Annotated in this window: 17 protein-coding genes; 6 read left to right on the top strand and 11 right to left on the bottom strand. The window is 63.1% G+C overall.

Going from position 1 to position 18,917, the window contains the following annotated elements:
• Positions 1–79: 79 nt before the first annotated feature.
• The 6 genes from THL1_RS02425 to kynU all read right to left on the bottom strand — a co-directional run bounded on the left by THL1_RS02425 (position 80) and on the right by kynU (position 8,447).
• Positions 80–874: a transporter substrate-binding domain-containing protein gene (locus THL1_RS02425; RefSeq protein WP_069081794.1), complete on the bottom strand. Its 795-nt coding sequence runs from the start codon at positions 872–874 to the stop codon at positions 80–82.
• Positions 875–1,296: 422 nt separating this feature from the next.
• Positions 1,297–2,322, bottom strand: a complete 1,026-nt coding sequence (locus THL1_RS02420) for a porin (RefSeq protein ID WP_069081793.1) — start codon at positions 2,320–2,322, stop codon at positions 1,297–1,299.
• A gap of 99 nt (positions 2,323–2,421) precedes the next feature.
• The gene (locus THL1_RS02415; protein ID WP_202969619.1) at positions 2,422–4,182 is read right to left on the bottom strand and encodes a hypothetical protein; all 1,761 of its coding nucleotides are present in this window, start codon (positions 4,180–4,182) and stop codon (positions 2,422–2,424) included.
• Between the two features lie 119 nt (positions 4,183–4,301).
• Positions 4,302–5,627 (bottom strand): OprD family porin, encoded by a 1,326-nt coding sequence (locus THL1_RS02410; RefSeq protein ID WP_069081791.1) that lies wholly within the window; start codon positions 5,625–5,627, stop codon positions 4,302–4,304.
• Positions 5,628–5,755: 128 nt separating this feature from the next.
• Entirely contained in the window at positions 5,756–7,171 is a 1,416-nt protein-coding gene (locus THL1_RS02405) for an amino acid permease (protein ID WP_069081790.1), read from the bottom strand.
• Between the two features lie 31 nt (positions 7,172–7,202).
• A complete protein-coding gene (gene kynU / locus THL1_RS02400; protein WP_069081789.1) occupies positions 7,203–8,447 on the bottom strand; it encodes a kynureninase in 1,245 nt (414 codons plus the stop codon).
• Positions 8,448–8,773: 326 nt separating this feature from the next.
• Between kynU and THL1_RS02395 the strand changes: the two genes are divergently transcribed.
• Positions 8,774–9,010, top strand: coding sequence for a cytochrome P460 family protein (locus THL1_RS02395; protein WP_237234758.1), 237 nt, complete (start codon positions 8,774–8,776; stop codon positions 9,008–9,010).
• A 74-nt stretch (positions 9,011–9,084) separates the two neighbouring features.
• Here THL1_RS02395 and THL1_RS02390 read toward each other — a convergent pair whose 3' ends face one another.
• A complete protein-coding gene (locus tag THL1_RS02390; RefSeq protein WP_069081788.1) occupies positions 9,085–9,513 on the bottom strand; it encodes a DoxX family protein in 429 nt (142 codons plus the stop codon).
• A gap of 519 nt (positions 9,514–10,032) precedes the next feature.
• On the opposite strand from THL1_RS02390, the gene THL1_RS02385 reads away from it, so the two are divergent.
• A complete protein-coding gene (locus THL1_RS02385) occupies positions 10,033–11,871 on the top strand; it encodes a multicopper oxidase family protein (protein WP_069081787.1) in 1,839 nt (612 codons plus the stop codon).
• Positions 11,872–11,907: 36 nt separating this feature from the next.
• Positions 11,908–12,534, top strand: coding sequence for an SCO family protein (locus THL1_RS02380; protein WP_069081786.1), 627 nt, complete (start codon positions 11,908–11,910; stop codon positions 12,532–12,534).
• Between the two features lie 343 nt (positions 12,535–12,877).
• On the opposite strand, the gene THL1_RS31225 is transcribed toward THL1_RS02380, so the two are convergent.
• The 4 genes from THL1_RS31225 to THL1_RS02355 all read right to left on the bottom strand — a co-directional run bounded on the left by THL1_RS31225 (position 12,878) and on the right by THL1_RS02355 (position 15,961).
• The gene (locus THL1_RS31225) at positions 12,878–13,057 is read right to left on the bottom strand and encodes a hypothetical protein (protein WP_069081785.1); all 180 of its coding nucleotides are present in this window, start codon (positions 13,055–13,057) and stop codon (positions 12,878–12,880) included.
• Between the two features lie 391 nt (positions 13,058–13,448).
• Complete coding sequence (locus tag THL1_RS02365) at positions 13,449–14,021, bottom strand: NADPH-dependent FMN reductase (RefSeq protein ID WP_069081783.1); 573 nt, start codon at positions 14,019–14,021, stop codon at positions 13,449–13,451.
• A 504-nt stretch (positions 14,022–14,525) separates the two neighbouring features.
• Positions 14,526–15,263: an aspartate/glutamate racemase family protein gene (locus THL1_RS02360; protein WP_069081782.1), complete on the bottom strand. Its 738-nt coding sequence runs from the start codon at positions 15,261–15,263 to the stop codon at positions 14,526–14,528.
• An 8-nt stretch (positions 15,264–15,271) separates the two neighbouring features.
• A complete protein-coding gene (locus THL1_RS02355) occupies positions 15,272–15,961 on the bottom strand; it encodes a GntR family transcriptional regulator (protein ID WP_069081781.1) in 690 nt (229 codons plus the stop codon).
• Between the two features lie 142 nt (positions 15,962–16,103).
• On the opposite strand from THL1_RS02355, the gene THL1_RS02350 reads away from it, so the two are divergent.
• Genes THL1_RS02350 through THL1_RS02340 form a run of 3 tightly spaced genes read left to right on the top strand, consistent with a single transcriptional unit; the run spans position 16,104 to position 18,899 of the window.
• Positions 16,104–17,192 carry an ABC transporter ATP-binding protein gene (locus THL1_RS02350; protein ID WP_069081780.1) on the top strand — a complete coding sequence of 363 codons (1,089 nt, stop codon included), beginning with the start codon at positions 16,104–16,106 and terminating at the stop codon, positions 17,190–17,192.
• Position 17,193: 1 nt separating this feature from the next.
• A complete protein-coding gene (locus tag THL1_RS02345; RefSeq protein WP_069081779.1) occupies positions 17,194–18,108 on the top strand; it encodes an ABC transporter permease in 915 nt (304 codons plus the stop codon).
• A complete protein-coding gene (locus THL1_RS02340) occupies positions 18,108–18,899 on the top strand; it encodes an ABC transporter permease (RefSeq protein WP_069081778.1) in 792 nt (263 codons plus the stop codon). Before THL1_RS02345 ends, THL1_RS02340 begins: the two co-directional genes overlap by 1 nt.
• The last annotated feature ends 18 nt before the right edge of the window (positions 18,900–18,917 follow it).

Genomic DNA, 18,917 nt, shown 5'->3' with positions numbered 1-18,917 from the left:
ATATATCTCGACCGCGGGCTTTAAGGACATGTGCGGCAGGCCCCGGATTGAGGCCGGGGCCTGCCGGATACCGGGTGGCTTATTCCATATCCTTGAGCCAGTCGGTCTTCTTGAACCACTTGGCGTGGATGCGCTCGTAGGAGCCGTCTTCCTTGGCCTGGCGAAGGTAGTTGTTGATCCAGTTGAGGCTGTCGTAGTCGTTCTTCTTCAGGCCGAAGGCCAGGGGTTCGAAGGTGAAGGGCTCTTCCAGGAACACCAGCTTGCCGGCGCCCGCCTTGTTCACCGCCACCGCGTTGTAGGGGGCGTCGTAGATGAAGGCATCGGCCTTGCCGTTGACCACATCCATCAGCGCTTCCTGCTCGTTGTCGAAGCCGTGGTACTGGGCCTTGGCAATCAACTTCTTGGCGACCATCTCGCCGGTGGTGCCGATCTTGGAGGTGATGCGGTACTGGCCGTCGTTCAGGTCCTTGTAGGAGTTGACCTTGCCTTGCAGCTCCTTGCGGATCAGCAGGGTCTGGCCGACTACGATGAAGGGCTCGGAGAAGTTGATGCGCAGGTTGCGCTCCTGGGTCAGGGTCATGCCGGAACCGATCATGTCGAACTTGTCGGTCAGCAGAGCCGGAATGATGCCGTCGTAGCTGGTGGACACCAGCTCCAGTTTGACGCCCATGGACTTGGTCATGGCCTTCAGCAGATCGACTTCGAAGCCGATGATCTCACCACGCTTGTTGGTCATCTCGAAGGGCATGTAGGTCGGGTCCATGCCGACGCGCAGGGTGCCACGCTTGACCGCGTCATCAATGGCACCGGCATGGGCCGCGAACCCGGTGAGCGCGCAGGTAGAAAGCAGAAGCATCGACAGGAGTTTTCTCATGGGCATCTCTTTTTGTTTGAGGTGGTTTGATACGGACACGTAAAGCATTGATCGTGCCTGTATATACATGTAGGCAATATGCGGACCAAACCACTTCCCCGAACCGGAAATCGCCGTGGATCAAGGAGCCTGCCTCGATTGCAGGCAAGTTGGCCGGACTATCGGAAACGCCGGGTTGTTACGCATTGTTACGTCTCGCGGGAAATTTATTCCCGCTGCGCATAAGCAGGATCGAGTCAGGGATGCCTGCGTTGCACGGGCTGAACAGCTGCGGCTGAAGGCTCATGATTGGCTGTGGAGCGGAACGCCAGGCGATGTGCGAGCAGAGGGACCGGGCCGGAGAGGAGAACCGGCCGGGTGGGAATACCCGGCCGGCAAGGGGGAAGCGCTCCGCCGGCAAGCGGGGCGCGGGATACGGAACCTCAGAACTTGATACGTACGCCGAGTTGCAGGCCTTGCGGGTTCTCGTCCGGCAACGGGTTTTCCAGGTTCCAGCTGATCGGGTAGCGGATCTCGGAGTCCCGATTGTGATGGACGTAGCCGTAAACCCCATAGAGGTCGGTGTTCTTGTCGTAGTTGTAGATGTAGCCGAGGTTGAGCCCGGTGGCGTCGCTCAGCGCCTCGTCCTTGCGATCATCCTTGTACATGAGGCTGACGGCCACGTTGTGCTTGTTGCCGAAATTGTGCCGCAGCCCCAGTTGCAGGTCGCTGCCATTGGACTCGAAATCCACCCAGGGCGCGTAGGCGTAGTAGCCGACGTAGCGGTGGTAGACCGCCGACAGATCGGTCCGTCCCATGGTGTACACCGCAGTCAGGTAGGCGTCGGTGGACTGCTCCATGGTGTGCTTGTCCCACAGGTTGCGCTGGTACTGGCGGTCCAGGGCAGCCGAGAAATACCAGGGGCTGTCGGTCCAGCGATCCACGGCAACGCTGTAGACGCGACCGTCACGACTGCCGTCGTTCTCCCCCTGGGTCGCCATGCCGCGGAACTCGAAACCGTTGATCCGCGGGCTGATGTACATCAGCGAGCGGTCCACCCGCCACGGCGCGTAGAACACGCCCATGTTGCTGATCAGGCTGTAGTCGTTGTTGTACAGCGGGTCGGCGTAACCGTAGGCGTTGGCGGAAGGCGTGTCCTGGCGGCCGGTGCTCAGGGTTCCCCAGCGCTTGGAAATGACCTGGGCGTAGACCTCGCGCTTGCCGATATCGTCATCTGAGTGTGGGTTGTACTGTGCCTCGTAGACGGTCTTCAGCGACAGGTCCTCGGTGACCTCTTCCTGCCACTTGAACTGCACGCGGTTAGTGCTCAAGCCCCCCCCGGTGACGCGCTCCTCGGTCATCCCGCCGGACGTGGCCACCTCGTAGTTGACGTCGAGGACACCGGAAATCTCGATGCTCGCGCAGGCGTATCCGCTCACAAGCGGAAGTGCGAGTAAAAGTTTGCGCATGTGATGCTCCGATAGATCGAGTAAAGGCTCGCGGCAGCAATCTCCCCTGCTGCCGCGGCCAAATTTCTTATTGGGTTTGGTGGTTATTGCGAGGCTGGATCAATCCCTGGACGGCCAGGGCTTCTTGGGCGCCTCGAAGCTGGGCTCCCCCAGCAGCGGGGTCGACAGCGCATAGAAGCCGTGGTTGGTAAATACCCAGATCAGGTTGCGGTCGTACTCGGTGTAGGTGCCGTGGGTGAGGTTGCCCATGGCGTAGCTCACAACGTTCTTGGTATCGAACGGCGGCACGAAGTAGGCGCCGATGGTGGGTTTCTCCGGGTTGCTGACATCGAACACCTGCACACCCGCGTTGTAGTAGGCGTACGGCAGGATGCCCTCACGCGACACGCCGGGCTGGGTGTAGTAGCCGGTCCGCTTCGGACCGAAGCTGCCCTTGCGCTGGCAGAAGTCGGTGAACCCGGCATCGGCCGGCGGCGTCGGACGTGGCAGCGTATGTTTGATGGAGGGTTTTCCCGGGTTGCTCACATCCACGGCGTAGATGTTCTTGGCAGCCTCGTAGCAGTCTTCGGCCAGCGGGTAGCCGCTGAAGTAGATCAGCCCGGTTTTCTCCACCTGGGACACATCGATGTTGTCGCCCTCGGTACCGGCCACGCTGACCGGGAACTCGACGTGCCCCACCACCTTCATGTTCGACGAATCGGTGATGTCCACCACGTAGAGCCCCATGCCCCCCATGGCGGCGTAGCCATACTTGCCACCCTGCTCCACCGGCTTGGGAATGAACAGCGACATGCGCGCGCCCATCCAGGACGCCCGGTTGCCGGCGCGTGGGTTGGCCTTGAACACCGCCTCGTGCTCCGGCTCACCGACAATCTGACCGGGCACGGTCAAAACGTCGAGCAACTTGGGGTTGCTCGGGTCCGACATGTCCCAGGACTGGTAGCCGGCGTTGTAGAGGTCGTTCGGGTACTCGGTGAGGCCGTACTTGTCGCTCGGCGCGGCGGCCACGTACATGATGTCGCCACCGAAGTAGGCAGGAATGTCCCGCACGCCGGAGCCCTCCTGCTCACCGATCGGCGCATCGGGATGCTCGATGTCGGTGGTCCGGGTCGCGATCAGCTTCCAGTCCTGCGGCAGCGGGCCATTCATCTCGTAGACCTTGAAACCCTTGAGGTGCTTGGACTTGCGAATCGCCTCGACCTTCTCCGGCTCGCGGTACTTGTCCTCCAGAACCCCGAAGCGGCGAATCTCGAAGGACTGCACCATGATGTATTTGCCCAGTTTCTTGTACCACTGGATCGAAGCCGCGCCGAACATGTCTTCCGCCGGATAGGGATTGACCTCCTCGCTCGGGCCATTCGGTCCCCAGGTCGAGCCCTTGGTGTGAATGAGCTGGACGTCCTTGGGATCGGTGATATCGAATATCTTCAGGCTGCGCCGCACGTACTGGTAGAGATAGCGTTTGCCATCGAAGTCGACGATGTTCTGCCAGGTGTGGAAGGGCTCGACCGTGATCGGGTAGTAGGCCTCCACCTTCATGTTCTTGATGTAGCTCTTGGTATCCCAGTGATCCAGCTGCCCTTCGAACGGGTGGCCATCATGGGAAAAGGGCGTCGCCACCGGAGGGATGAACTTGCCTGTGGCCTTGTCCATGCCGTAGCTGCCCGGTGCGGGCGCTGGCGGGGTGCGGTCCGGGGACAGCTCCGTCTGGCGCTTGACGAGGGGGTCGACGATGTTGATCGGGCCATGCTCTTCGGCCTGCAGGCTCGAGCTCGCGAAGAGGCCGAGCACCAGCGAAAGCGCCAGGCGGCTGCGTGCGAAGGGGTTGGCGGGTTTAACAGAGAGCCGCATTGTTTTCATTATTTACTCCGTTGGTTATGCCCCATCGGGCAGTCTTTGCGTTTCACGACATCCGGAATCCATTCCGAACAATTCCCTTGTTCCCATCGCCCACCAGACAGGCTGCCTCCCGCGAGGCGCTAAAGAATGTCCAGGGGGTAATCGGTGATGAGCCGAAAATCATCGAGGTCCCCGGGCCCCTGACCGGCATCGGCGCGATGCCAGGCCTGGCGCAGCCGGACACTCAGCCCCTTGGCCGGGCCGGACGCCACCACGTAGCGGAACTCCAGGTTGGTTTCCCGGTGCGAACCGTCGGCCCCGTAGCGCCCGGCGTAGGGACTGCCGGCTGGAGTCCGGCTTCCATCGATCTGGTCGCCCTCGATGTAGCGGACCATCATCGAGCTGCCAGGCAGGCCCCAGTCCGCGAACGAGTAGTCGTAGCGGAGCTGCCAGGAGCGCTCGTGCGGACCATTGAAATCGGAGAACTGGGCGGAGTTCGGCAGCCAGATGGAGGCCCCCTGGTCGCGCCCGTTGCGGCCATTCCGGTCGTTCTCCCCTACCCCCAGGTAATCGAATGGCGTGTCACCCTGGACTTTCTGCAGTCCGAGCAAGAAACGGTGGTTCCCCAGGCGCAGGTAGGCCGAGGTGCCCAGGGTCAGGTTGTCGATGTCACCGGCCCGTGCCTCGCCCGTGTTCGTGGTTCGGTACAGGGTCAGGTTCACCCCCGATTCCCGCTCGCCTCCCAGCGCGAAGCGCCCGTCCAGGCTCGCGTAGCCCTGGTGCCAGACATCCTCGAATCTCGCTCCATAGAGCGCCAGGGAGAGTCCCGGCGCCCACTGCCAGGTACCGCCTGCATAGTCGGCGCGAGGGGTGGTGACACCGGCCATGACGGCCCAGAGATCACCGTCGGTGTTGGTGGTTACCGGACTGGTAGCCGAGATGAAATGGCCGGCCTGCAACACCAGGTCGTCCCGCTCTTGGCTGCGCAGGGACAGGCCCGTGGCGGTCTGCGGAACGATGCGAAAGTGGCTGACCCCGAACACCGGCGTATCTGGACGCTGCTCGCCCACCTTGAGCTCGGTCTTCGATACCCGCAGCTTAAGCGCCGCGCCAGCCTTCGCGTACTCGTCGGCAGGCGCTCCGTCGTCCCGTACCGGAAGGTTGCCCGTCCCGGCCTTGCCCGCCGAGGCATCCAGCTTGAGGCCCTGGTAGAGGAAGGCATCCAACCCTACCCCCAAAGTGCCGGGCGTGAAGCCGGACGCAAAGTCCAGGTTGATACCCTGGGTCCAGTCCCGACTGTCTCGACGCCCTTCAGTCTTGCTGCGATTGAAATAGGAGTTGCGCAACAGAAGCCTGAGCCTGCTCTCCTCGATGGTGCTATCCCAACCCTGGGCGGCCACGACCTCATGGGTCGGCATGGCTAGCAGGCCGGGAATCACGAGCAGGACTGATCGGAAGGCTCGCATGGCACTCCTCGTACATCTGGATGGAAGGAATGAGAGGGCAAGCCTCTCCCGTCCCGGGCGGCAAGGCGCCCGGGAATTGATCGCTCAGGGAGTGGGCGGCCCGATCTCCGGATCAGGCCGGGCTGGACTCAGTGCCGGATCGGCAGAGGCTTGGGCGCCTCACCTTCGACGGGCCGAGACTTGCGCAAGCGCAAGATGTAGATCAGCCCCATCAGCAGCAGGAACGGCACACCACAGACGAGGGTCAGGGCGAACTCCTCGGTGAACAGCGTGGTCAGCATCACCGCCAGCATCAGCAACAGGCCGGCCAGGCTGGTCCAGGGATAGCCCCAGAGACGGAACTCCAGGGATTCGCTGTCCTGACGACGGCGGAAGAACAGGTGGGTGAGGAAGATTCCGGCCCAGGTGAACATCGCGCCGAACATGGCGATGGACATCATCAGTGTGAAGGCCTTTTCCGGATACACGATGTACAGCAGGGTACCCAGGCCGATGCCCAAGGACGAGAGCAGCAGGGCCGGCAGCGGAACCCCCCTGGTGCTCACCCGGCCGAACAGCTCAGGTGCCTGTCCGGCACGGGCCAGACTGAACATCAGCCGCGAGGTGATATAGAGCTGGCTGTTCATCGCCGACAGAGCCGCGATCAGGATCACCGCATTGAATACCGCCCCCGCGTACGGGACACCGGTCGCGTTCATAACCGTGACGAAGGGGCTTTGGCCACCGTTGTTCTGTCCCCAGGGCAGGATCGCCAGGACCAGCGCGAGGGTCAGCAGGTAAAACACCACCAGACGCACCACGGTGATACGGAAGGCACGGGTGACCGCACGCTTAGGGTCACGCGCCTCGCCCGCCGCCACCGCGATCATCTCGATGCTGAGATAGCTGAAGAACGCCACGATGACGGCCACCCAGGTACCCCAGTAGCCATTGGGGAAGAAACCGCGATCGTTGGTGTAGTTGGTAAAACCGATACTGGAGTCCGCCGGCGCTCCATAGACCACCCAGGCGCCCAGCAGGATGAAGGCGACGATGGCACACAGCTTGAGCAACGAGAATACGTACTCGATGGCACCGAAGACCTTGACGCTGAGGACGTTGGCCAGCACCAGCGCCGTGGAGAAGGTCACCATCCAGTAGCCGCCCGGCACATCCGGGAACCAGTACTTCATGTACATGGCGGCCGCCGTGATCTCGGTGCCCACTGCGAAGACGATCGACGCCCAGTACGCATAGCGGATCAGGAAACCGAACCAGGGTGCCACGTAGAACTCCGCGAAGGAGCCGAAGGAGCCCGAGGTCGGATGGCGGACTGTCATTTCCGCCAGGCAGCCCATCAGCAGTAGCGCGATCACCGCGCCGATCGCGTAACTGACCAGCACGCTGGGCCCAGCGAAGCCGATGGCGAAGCCACTGCCCAGGAACAGCCCTGTGCCGATGGCGCCACCGATGGCAATCATGGACAGTTGGCCACTGCTCAGACTCTGTTTCAGGCCCTGCTCGCGCTGGACCAAGTTGTCGAAAGAGCTTGTTGTTTTTGTCATGCTCGATTGCTCCGGTCTTGAAAGGGAGGGATCAGGTCACCGACTTCCTGGCGATGAATTCCGGGCGATTCCATTCGCCGCTTTCGAGGACCTCGCGCAGCGCCTGGACGCTGTCCCAGATGTCCACATAGCGGTTGTAGAGCGGCGCGAAGCCGAAGCGCAGGATGTCTGGCGCGCGGAAGTCGCCGATCACCCCACGGGCAATCAGGGCCTGCATCACCGGATAGGCATCGGCATGGGCCAGCGACACCTGGCTACCCCGCTGCTCGGCATCGCGCGGCGAGCGCAGCTCCACGCCCAGCCCCGCCAACCGCTCATCGCAGAGCTGGATGAACAGGTCGCACAGCGCGACGCTCTTCTTGCGCAGCACCTGCATGTCGACGCCATCGAACACCTCCAGCGCCGCTTCCAGTGCCAGCACGCCCAGCTGCGGCGCGGTGCCCACCAACATGCGATCGATGGTCGGATGCGCCTCGTAGTCGTGGCTGAAAGCGAAGGGCCGGGCATGCCCATGCCAGCCGGTCAGTGGCTGACGGACATGGGGGATATGACGTTCGGCGACATAGACGAAGGCCGGGGCGCCGGGACCGCCGTTCAGGTACTTGTAGCCACAGCCGACGGCGAAGTCGGCCTGCGATCCATTCAGGTCGATCGGCATCGCGCCAGCGGAGTGGCACAGATCCCAGACCACCAGGGCGCCCACTTCGTGGGCACGGGCCGTAATGGCGGCCATGTCGTAGCGCCGGCCGGACTTGTAGTTCACATGGGTCAGGGAAAGGATCGCAACGTCTTCGGTCAGGGCCTCGAGCACCTGCTCCGGCTCGACGCAGCGCAGTTCGCAACCAGTGAGCTCAGCCACGCCGGAGGCAACGTAGACGTCAGTCGGGAAGTTGCCGTTCTCGCCCAGGATCACCTTCCGCCCGGGACGCATCCGGGTGGCGGCTACCAGCACCTTGAACAGGTTGATGGACGTGGAGTCGGCGACGATCACTTCTTCGGCACCCGCACCAATCAGGCGCGCAATCTTGCCGCCGGTGCGTTGCGGTGCCGGATACCAGTCCGCGTCGTTCCAGGAGCGGATCAGACCATGGGCCCACTCCTGCTTCAGAACTCGCTCAAGGCGCGCTGGCACATGAGCGGGCATGGCGCCCAGGGAGTTGCCATCGAGATAGATCTCACCAGATGGAAGATCGAATAGGGCGCGCGAGTCGCAAAGGGGGTCATCACGATCGAGACGTTCGAAATGCTCGCGGTTGAGCGGGAAGGACAAGGACATGCGGGCTCCTCTAATACTTGTTCTCTTGGATAGGAGCGGCGATCGCTAATCGGCGAAGCCGAAGCAAGGACTCGCAAACAGCGCTACTCGACGCCCCTCAGTGCATGGAGCGGATGTTACTCTCGGTTTGAAATTACCTATAAATAGAAAGGTCGCTCATGACTATTACGCCTGGTAATACATGAGCCTGTCGTACGCCCACCTCGCAGCAACCTCCCGCAGGGGACGATGTCGTACCGCCATGCCTGGTTTCGGCTGTCTATGGTGGAGCGGCTAGGGACTGTTGACGTTTCGAGTCAGAGGTGCGGAGGAAGCTGCGGCGCGCTGTGCAGAATGAGGCGCAGCGGGCCGACCATGCCGTGCCCGAGGGCTCGCGCAAGGTCGTAGGCGTGATGCATAAGGATGCCCGGCAATTCGCTGCGACCGGCGGTTGGGGCTTTGAAGGCTTTGGCGGCGGTGACCCGGCCCAGCGCGTGGTCGGTAGCGATACCGCCACGGCCTGTTATGCCTGCCACACCGCCGAGAAGAACCACGACTACGTGTTCAGCCGCGTGCGGGATTGAGCCGGTATCGCATTGGCGCGGCCCGGAGTGCGACGCCGAAGGTCAGCCGGGCAGGCCCCTTCGGCAAGACCGCGCTAGGCCCAATCGCAACCCGGTTTGCCACGGCATAACCGCCGATCGAGGCTCCAGGCGCCGCCCCCGGCCGCAACCAGATAGAGAAAAATGAAGCAGAACAGAATGGCCGGCTCGCCCCCATTCAGCAGTGGGATCCAGCCATCGGGGGCATGCCCCATGAAGTAGGCAAAGGCCATTTCACCGGACAGGATAAAGGCGGTGAGTCGAGTAAGCAGGCCGAACAGCAGCAGCAGGCCGCCCACCACCTCGAGCACCCCGGCGAAGCCAATCAGGGAAAACAGACTCAACTCATCGAAATAGGCGACATGCGGGAAGCCGAACAACTTGGCCGTACCATGCTGGAGGAACAGGAAGGCGGCGACGATCCGCAGCACGCTCAGCAGTCGCGGGGCCCAGAGCGTATTCAGCTGGTTGATAAGCGCAGACACGGGAGGTTCTCCTGAGTGAGGGCGAGCTTCGAAGACAACGCGTAACAGCAGTGAGGCACAGATTCAGAAGAAGTAAAGGCGGCGGGCGACCGCGCCCTCCGCCGGGGGAGGGGCCTGGCCAGTGTCGCGGGGGTGAAGCCCCCAACGGATACCCCCAACCCTGCGCTCCATCACCCATTCGACCCCAGACCTGGGGACATCCCCTACCCCATCTGCCACCGCCCCTGTTCTCCGCAACGGAGCGCAAAGCCGCGCACGCCGATGGCTGCGTGGACACTGATGGGTCGGTTTCGGCTAATGGCATGGCACTTGCCCTGACCAACTGCAGTGGGCCTGCCAGCAACTCTGTGTGTCGCGGTCCGCTCTGCAACAAGAGGTGACCCAGCATGGACAGCAGTGCAGTGCATCACCGGGTAGCCAGGCTATTCGCAGCAACCCGCCTCGCCCCTGCCCTTCACGGTCCCCCGCTCGCCAAGGTCTTGCCTTGAACCACGCCTGACGAGCAGCCGGAGATGGACGATGAAAACCAGTGACCGTAAATCCCCCGATACCCCGCCTGCGACTGCCGATGATCTCCCGAGCAGACGCACCTTTCTAAAACTGAGCGCCGCGGCTGTCGCCACGCCCGTGCTGCTGAAACAGGGCGCGGCCCTCGCCAAAGGCGCTGACGATGACGTTGGCGCGCCGGTGGTCCCACCCAGCCCCCTGACCATTCCCTGGGTCGAGCAGTTGCCGGATGCCATCGTCCCGCTCCAGCCGGTCAGCGCGCTACTCCCCGACCACTTGGTGGCAGCGGACCTGGAGCACGGTGAATGTGGCCGCGACGACCATCAGCGCTATGACGAACTCTGCCCCCGCGAGCCGACCATGTACGAGCTGCATGCGGTGCAGCGCAGCTGGGTGTTCAACCCCGCCCTGCCCGCCCAGCCGGTGTGGAGCTACCAGCCCAACGTGCCGGCGCCGGAGCTGTTCTGTCCGATGATCGTGGCCCGCTACGGCAGCCCCATAATGCTGCGCATGCACAACGATCTGCCGCTGGATCACCAGGGCTTCGGCACCCCGGAAATCTCCACCCACCTGCACAACCTGCATGCGCCGTCCGAGAGCGATGGCTTCCCCGGCGACTACTACCGCGCCGACAAGGCCGGCCCGACACTCTCAGCCCCGGGCAGCTACAAGGACCATTTCTATCCCAACATCTGCGCAGGCTATGACGAGCTCGGCAACGGCCGCGGCGACCCCCGCGAAGCCCTGGGCACGTTGTTCTTCCATGACCATTGCCTGGATTTCACCGCCGCCAATGTGTATCGCGGCCTGGCAGGGTTCTACTTGTTGTATGACGAGTTGGATTCAGGCGATGAAAACGATCCCAACCCCAACGCGCTGCACCTGCCCAGCGGTGCCTATGACTATCCGCTGAACATCTGCGATCGCCGTTTCGACCTCAACGGCATGCTCTACTTCGACCAGCTCAACCCCGAAGGCACCCTCGGCGACAAGACTCTGGTCAATGGCAAAATCGAGCCCGTGCTCAACGTCGCCGCACGCAAGTACCGTCTGCGTCTGCTCAACAGCGGCCCCAGTCGTTTCTATGCACTCTACCTGGTTGGCGCGAACAACCGCGTGCAGCCGTTCACCTACATCGCCAATGACGGCAACCTGCTGCCAGCGCCGCTGTACAACCAGACCAAGGTGGAGTTGGGGGTGGCCGAGCGCGGCGACATCATTGTCGACTTCTCCAAGTATCCGCTGGGCACCGAGTTGTACCTGGTCAACCGCCTGCGCCAGGACAGCACCCGCGGTCCGAAGGACATCCGCGCGCCGGGCACGCCCATCCTCAAGCTGGTGGTCAACCGCACCGCCCCCGACAACAGCCGGATACCGCCCAAGCTGCGCGAACTGCGGCCCATCACCGCCGACGAACTGAAGAACGCCAGGGTCCGAAGCTGGGTTTTCGGTCGCAAAGGTGGCCTGTGGACAGTCAATGACCAGATCTTCAACGTCCAGAAAGTCAGTGCGCAAATCCGCCAGGGCAGCTGCGAGATCTGGGAGCTGGTCAGCCCGAGCGGTGGCTGGCATCACCCGGTGCATATCCACTTCGAAGAGGGGCGCGTGCTCAGCAAGGTCGTCGATGGCAAGAGCGTGCCGATACCTGCCCATGAGCGAGGGCGCAAGGATGTCTTCGTCCTCGGGGAAAACTCGTCGACGCGCATCTTCCTGCGCTTTCGCGACTTCGCCGGCAAGTACGTCATGCACTGCCACAACATGATCCACGAAGACCACATGATGATGGTGCGTTGGGACATCGAAGCCGATGACGACAGCGGTGGCAGCAGCACAAGCGAAGGCAGCAGTTGAGCAAGCCCCCTTATCCATGATTACGGAGACGTACCAATGAGCACTCGCAGAAATCTCCTGACTGGCTTGGGCACCGCTGCACTCGGACTCGCCGCCTGGCACGCCGGCAACCTTGCCGGGCAATCCTCGCTGAGCACCCGTAGCGACGGCCCCCACGCAACTCCGTTGCCGAACGTGACGCTCTATACCCACGAAGGCAGGGCGGTGAAGTTCTATGACGACCTGCTCCGGGATCGGGTCGTGCTGATCAACATGATGTACACCGCCTGCGGCGACCGCTGTCCGACCATCACCGCCAACCTGCTGGGCGTGCAGAAGCTGCTCGGCGAACGGGCTGGGCGCGATGTCTTCCTCTATTCGCTGACTCTGCAGCCGGAACTGGATACCCCACGGCTGCTCAAGGCGTACGCCGAGCAGTACCGGATCAAGCCGGGCTGGCTGTTCCTCACCGGCGACCCCACCGATATGGAACGGCTGCGTTACGGGCTGGGTTTCTACGATCCCGATCCGCTGATCGACGACAACAAGGCCAGCCATACCGGCATGGTGCGAATCGGCAACGTCCGTTTCAATCGCTGGTCGATGGCCCCGGCCCTCGCCGCATCCGAGCAGATCCTCAGCACGCTAAACCATCTGGATCACACGATCGTGCACACCGCCTGAGCAGATGGCTACGACAGCCTGGTCTGGCAGTCCCCTGCGAGACGACCTCTCGTCCTGCAGCGGCAGTTCCAGCCGGTAGCGGAATTCGCTTTCCAGATGAACCGAGAAAGAGGTTTGCCATGCCGAAAAGAACCTGACTGCAATACCCACCCATTGCGCACGAAAAGATTCTCGTGCGCAGAACTTTTGGTCCCTCAGCACGCGCCGGCTTTCAACGTCATGACATGCCGGGAGTGTGGAGCCAAGAAAACAAAGGCGGAGGTTTGTCATGCGTATACAAAAATGCCTATTGGCCCTGGCCATTGGCGGACTTCTATCGGCCTCGATCGTACTGGTGCCGGACTCAATCGCCAGTTTTTCCAGCGTATATGCCAAGGAGGGTGGCAGCGGGGGTGGCGGTGGCGGTGGCGGTGGCGGTGGTCACGGTGGTGGTGGTGGCGGTCACGGCGGTGGTGGTGGCGGTCACGGCGGTGGTGGTGGCGGTCACGGCGGTGGCCATGGTGGGGATGGCGGCGGTGGGCATAGTGGATCAGGCCACAGTGGTGATGGCAGCGGCCGCGGGAGTAACAGTGGTCCGGGCAGCGCTAACAGTGGGCGTGGCGACGACCATGGCGCCAATCATGAGGCCGGTGGACCGCATGGCGTAGGACACGGCGCGGATGATGGTCCTGGCCACGATGTCGGCGGACCGCACGGTGTTGGTCACAGTGCGGACGACGGGGCCGGTCATGACGTGGGCGAAGCGCACGGCGTAGGCCGCGGCGCCGATGATGGCCCCGGCGATGATCGAGGCGGAGCCTGAGCAGGCGTTCCGCTTGCCCTCAGAACCCGGACGTCCACCGGGTTCTGAGGGCTCGGCTCAATGCTCTCGCTCGCGGTCGCGATCGATCCCGGGGCAATATCGGTTCGAGATATCAGGTGACGCGCGGCAGCACGGTCAATACTCGCACGATGAAGGCATGCAGCTCGTTCATGTAGTTGCGCAGAAAATCGGCTGTCGACTCGTCGGTAATCTGCCCATCCTCCGTGATGAGACCGGGCTTGAACTGGATGTAGGCCTCTACCGTATTCATCAGGGGCGCGTTGCAGAAGCACAGCACGCCGCGCAGCTGGCTCTGAGCCACTGCGGTGCCGATCGAGCCGGGGGACGTACCAATCACACCTGAAGGCTTGCGGGCGAAGGAGTTCTGGCCCCAGGGACGGCTTGCCCAATCGATCGCGTTCTTCAGACCACCTGGAATCGAGCGATTGAATTCCGGCGTCACGAAGAGAATGGCATCAACATCGGCGATGGCCTGTTTGAAGGCGCGCGCGACCGGAGGAAAGTCGGCATCGTGATCCTGGCTGTAAAGCGGCAGGTCCTTGATCGGGATCTCGACCAGTTCCAGCTCCGTCGGCGCCACGCGAATCAGCGCCTTCGACAGCAAACGATTGATCGAGGTGCTCGAGAGACTGCCGACCAAGTAACCAACTTTGTACTTACTCATACGGTGCTCCTTGACGCGTGATGCGCGAGGTTGTGCCCCCTCCTGCTCCCTGGGCAATGCGTGGGCGAGGATGTCATCGCCCCGGTCGTGGGCGGTGTGCGCGCCCCACATTGACCCTGAGGTATCGGGAGCCTGGTTTCTTGAAAATCGACTCAGGTCAAGCCTTTAAAAAGCAACACCCGGCTTTACCGGGAGGGCGAGCAACGCACCACTCAGTACCCTGGGATTTTTCCCGTGCGCGGCTCAACCATCGCCAGCAGTAATTAGCCCTACGCCGACCCCAAGTCACCATAGGCGAGCCGTACACCCTCGACAAGTTGATGCCCCCGGACTGATGCAGAACTTCACTGCGGCGCGCATCGGCGCCACCCTTCTTCCGAGAACTCCTACTGCGGCTCGCCATTGCTGGCCTACAAGGCTCGTTTGTAGCGTCTCCCACTGTCATGCCCTCGGGTGTGGCTGGGATTCCACACCTCGTACGGTCCGCCCCCCCTGCAAGTCCGCTCAGACGCCGACCGCGAAGCCTCGCAGAAAGCCCGCATAGGGCTTGGGCAGGGGGAAGTCGAGGTCGCCGCGCTTGCTGGTGGAGAGGCGCAGTTCACCCAGCAGCTCCACCATCTTCAACGCAGCACTGACGCCATCGATCACCGGCACGCCGATTTCATCCTGTAACCCCTGCGCCAGGTGGCTCATGCCGGCGCAGCCGAGGACGATGGCGCCGGATTCGTCGCGCTCCAGCGCGTCCAGGCAAGCCGTACGCATCAGGCGGAACAACCCGGCCGGGTCCTGATCCAGCGCCAGCACCGGGATTTCCACGGCGTGTATGCCCCGGCAATGCGGGTGGAAGCCATAACGTTCCACCAGGTGGCGGGCGATGACCTTGGTACGCCCCAGGGTGGTGACGATGCTGAAGCCGGTGGCCACCCAGGTGGCCAGGTGCATGGCCGCCTCGGCGATGCCGATCACCGGATAGCGGGCGATTTCCCGCGCGGCCAGCAGGCCCGGGTCGCCGAAGCAAGCAATCACATGCCCTTCAGCGCCGTGCCGCTCGCCATCGCGAATAGCCTGAAGCAGCCCGGGCACGCAGAGCGCCTCGTCGTAGTGGCCTTCGATGGAGGCCGGGCCGGCTCCGTTGGTCACTGCCAGCAACTGGTTGCCGGGGCGCAGCAGGTGGCTGGCGGCTTCGGCCAGGCCGGTGGTCATGGCGACGCTCGTGTTCGGGTTGATCAGCTGGATTTTCATGGCCGAGGTCAGGTCTCGATCAGGTGTTTCAGCGGGTTGTAGTGGGCCTTGAGCTTGCCAGCCGACGCGACGATGGCGGTTTCGATGGCCGCCAGGTGGAAGCAGGTCAATTCGATGGCGGCGTTCTGGTTGCCGGCCTCGATGAACTCGATCAGGCGCAGGTGTTCGTCATCGCGACAGGCGTCATGACGCTCGTCGTCCAGCGCGGCGACATAGAGCGAGGCGCGGGAAATCAGCTTGCGGAACCAGTCCAGCAACACCGGGTTGTTCAGCGCCTCGGCCAGCTTGATGTGGAACTCGCCGAGCAGGTGGATCAGCCGCTGGTGGTCGTGCTCGCGGCGCGCCGCCTCCTCCAGCAGCAGGTGCTCGCGAAGGTCCTGCATGGCCGCGCTGTCCCGCCGCCGGCAAAGCTCGGTGACGATGCCGATCTCGACCAGTCGGCGGGTCTCGAACAGCGAGCGGATTTCCTCATCGCTGGGTAGCGACACCCAACAACCCTTGTTCGGTTCGGAAGAAACCAGGCCATCGGCCTCCAGTTGCTTCAGCGCCGCGCGCACCGAGGTGCGGCTCACATTGAACAGCTCCGCCAGGGACGCTTCGCCCAGTTTCATGCCGGGCCGCAGCGAGCGGTTGCTGATGGCCTGGTAAACCCCCTGGTAGACGCGGTCGACCGTGGTTTCCAGCTTCTTGTCTTCCATTCGTGACTCCGTAAGTGCGTTCGCAACCCGGGGCCTGCGGGAAGCGAGCAGGGAGAAAAACCCGGTTGCGTTGTCAGCATAATCCGAGTATTTCTAGATTGCATTCAATTTTTGCATACAAAAACAAGAGGAATGCACCACTATGAAGCACACATCCTCCATCGAGGTGCAACGCGTCAGCAAGCGCTACACCGATGACCCCGAGGTGGCACCGGCGCTCGACGACGTTTCGGTCAGCATCCGCCACAACGAATTCTTCACCCTCCTCGGCCCGTCGGGCTGCGGCAAGACCACCCTGCTGCGCTCCATTGCAGGCTTCGAGCAGGTCAGCTCAGGCTCCATCGAGATCGGCGGGCAGCGCGTGGACCAGTTGCCGCCCTATAAGCGCCGGGTCAACACCGTGTTCCAGAACTACGCGCTCTTCCCGCATATGAGCGTGGCCGAGAATATCGCCTTCGGCCTGGAGATGCAGGGGCTGGAGCGCAGCGCCATTCCCGCGCGGGTCAAGGAAATGCTGGCCCTGGTGCAGATGGAACACCTGGCCCGCCGCCGCCCCGCCGAACTGTCCGGCGGCCAGCAACAGCGCGTGGCCCTGGCCCGCGCACTGGCGCCGCGCCCGGACGTGCTGCTGCTGGACGAACCCCTCTCCGCACTGGACCTCAAGCTGCGCAAGGAGATGCAGGTGGAGCTCAAGCGCGTCCAGCAGGAAGCCGGCATCACCTTCATCTTCGTCACCCACGACCAGGAAGAGGCGCTGACCCTCTCCGACCGCATCGCGGTGATGTCCGCCGGAAAAATCCTGCAGATCGGCACCCCCAACGATATCTACGAACGCCCGCAGCACCGTTTCGTCGCCCATTTCATCGGCGACATCAACTTCCTCCCCGGCAATCTCAAGCGCTGCGCGCAGAACGGCAGCCTGTTCCAACCCGAAGGCCTGCCGGTGGAAATCCCCTGCGCGCCTTCGGCCGGGCTGGACGCCGGCAAGGTACAACTGGCCTTCCGCCCGGAGCGTTCGAAGCTGGTAGACGCGTCGCAACCGTACCACCTGCGCGGGGTGATCGAAGCCGTGCTCTACGTTGGTAACGCCACCCTCTACCAATGCCGCCTGGCGAACGACGCCAAGGTGATGCTGCGGGAAAGCAACGAAGGCGCCACCAGCGCCCGTGCCGTGGGCTCGACCGTGGCGGTGCACCTGCCGCCGCATGCCTGCCTGCTGATGGAGGCCTGAGATGAGCGTCAGCGCCACCTCCCCCAGCCTCAACCGGCTGTTATTGCTGTCGCCGGTGCTGCTCACCCTGCTCTGCCTGATCGCCATTCCGCTGGGCATCATGGGCTACATCAGCCTGCTGCCGCGCAACCTCTACGGTGGCGTGGACTGGAGCGCCGACTGGCAGTGGCAGAGCTACATCCAGCTGTTCTTCCAGGAAGATTTCGACGGCAACCTCGAACTGAACTGGGTCTACGCCCAGGCCCTGCTGCGCTCGGTGCTGCAGGCCGGTGGCACGACGCTGCTGTGCTTCCTCGTCGGTTTCCCGGTAGCCCTGTGGATGACCAGCCTCAGCGAGCGTTCGCGCAACATCATGGTGCTGCTGATCACCATCCCGTTCTGGACCAACCTGCTGATCCGCAATTACGCGTGGCTGATCATCCTGCGCGAGCACGGCTGGCTGGCCCAGAGCCTCAATGCGCTGTTCCCGCAGGCCGACGGCATCACCCTGCTGTACAACGATTTCGCAGTGGTGGTCGGACTGGTCTACAGCTTCCTGCCGTTCATGATCCTGCCGATCTACTCCACCCTGGAGAAGCTCGACTGGCGCCTGGTGGAAGCCGCCTATGACCTCGGCGCCAACCGCTGGAAGGCCTTGCGCCGGGTGATCCTGCCGCTGTCCATGCCGGGCGTTGTCGCCGGCTCGCTGCTGGTGTTCGTGCCGAGCCTCGGCGCCTTCATCACCCCCGCCATCCTCGGCGGCGGCAAGACTCTGATGATCGGCAACCTGATCCAGCAGCAGTTCGGCACCGCGCGCAACTGGCCGCTGGGCAGCTCGCTGTCCTTCCTCCTGCTCGGGCTGATGCTGCTGGCCCTGGTGCTCTACGCCCTCTACGCCAAGAAAGCCGCCAAGGCCGTCCGCCAGGGAGCCCGCTGATGATCGCCTCTCACCTGAAGAAACTGCCGCTGACCCGCGAAACCAGCCTGCTGGTACTGGCCTACCTGTACCTGCCGATCCTGGTGCTGATCGCCTACAGCTTCAACGCCAACCGCACGGCCACCGTGTGGACCGAGTTCTCCTTCGCCTGGTACGGGCGCATCCTCGCCAACCCGTCGATCCAGGCGGCAGCGTTGAACTCAGTGATCGTCGCCGGCATCGCCACCGTCTGCGCCACCGCCATCGCCCTGCTGGCGGCACTGGCCACCTACAAACCGTTCTATGGCCAGAAGATGGTGGAAGGCGGCATCAACCTGCCGCTGATCCTGCCGGAGATCGTCACAGCCGTGGCCACTCTGCTGCTGTTCATGGCGCTTGGCATCAAGCTTGGCCTGCTGACGGTGATCATCGCCCACATCGGCTTCTGCATCCCGTTCGCCTACCTGCCGATCCGCGCACGCCTGAACGACCTGGACAAAAGCCTGCTGGAAGCGGCCAACGACCTCTACGCCAACCCCTTCCACACCTTCCGCCGGGTGACCCTGCCGCTGCTGTTCCCGGCCGTGCTGTCCGGCGCGGTGCTGGCGTTCGTGGTCAGCCTCGACGACTTCATCATGACCTTCTTCGTCGCCGGCCCCGGCTCGACCACGCTGCCGGTCTACATCTTCTCGGCCATCAAGGCCGGGGTAACGCCGGAGATCAACGCCATCTCGACCCTGATGCTGCTGATCTCCATCGTCCTGGTGGTGCTCTCCTACTGGCTCGGCCAGCGAGGCAAACCCGCCGCCTGAAACCTGTTCCACCTCTGC

Source organism: Pseudomonas sp. TCU-HL1 (genome assembly GCF_001708505.1).
In the GTDB taxonomy this organism is placed as follows: Bacteria; Pseudomonadota; Gammaproteobacteria; order Pseudomonadales; family Pseudomonadaceae; genus Metapseudomonas.
Note: the sequence above shows the minus strand (reverse complement) of the source record. Positions and strands in the feature narration are given on the sequence as shown.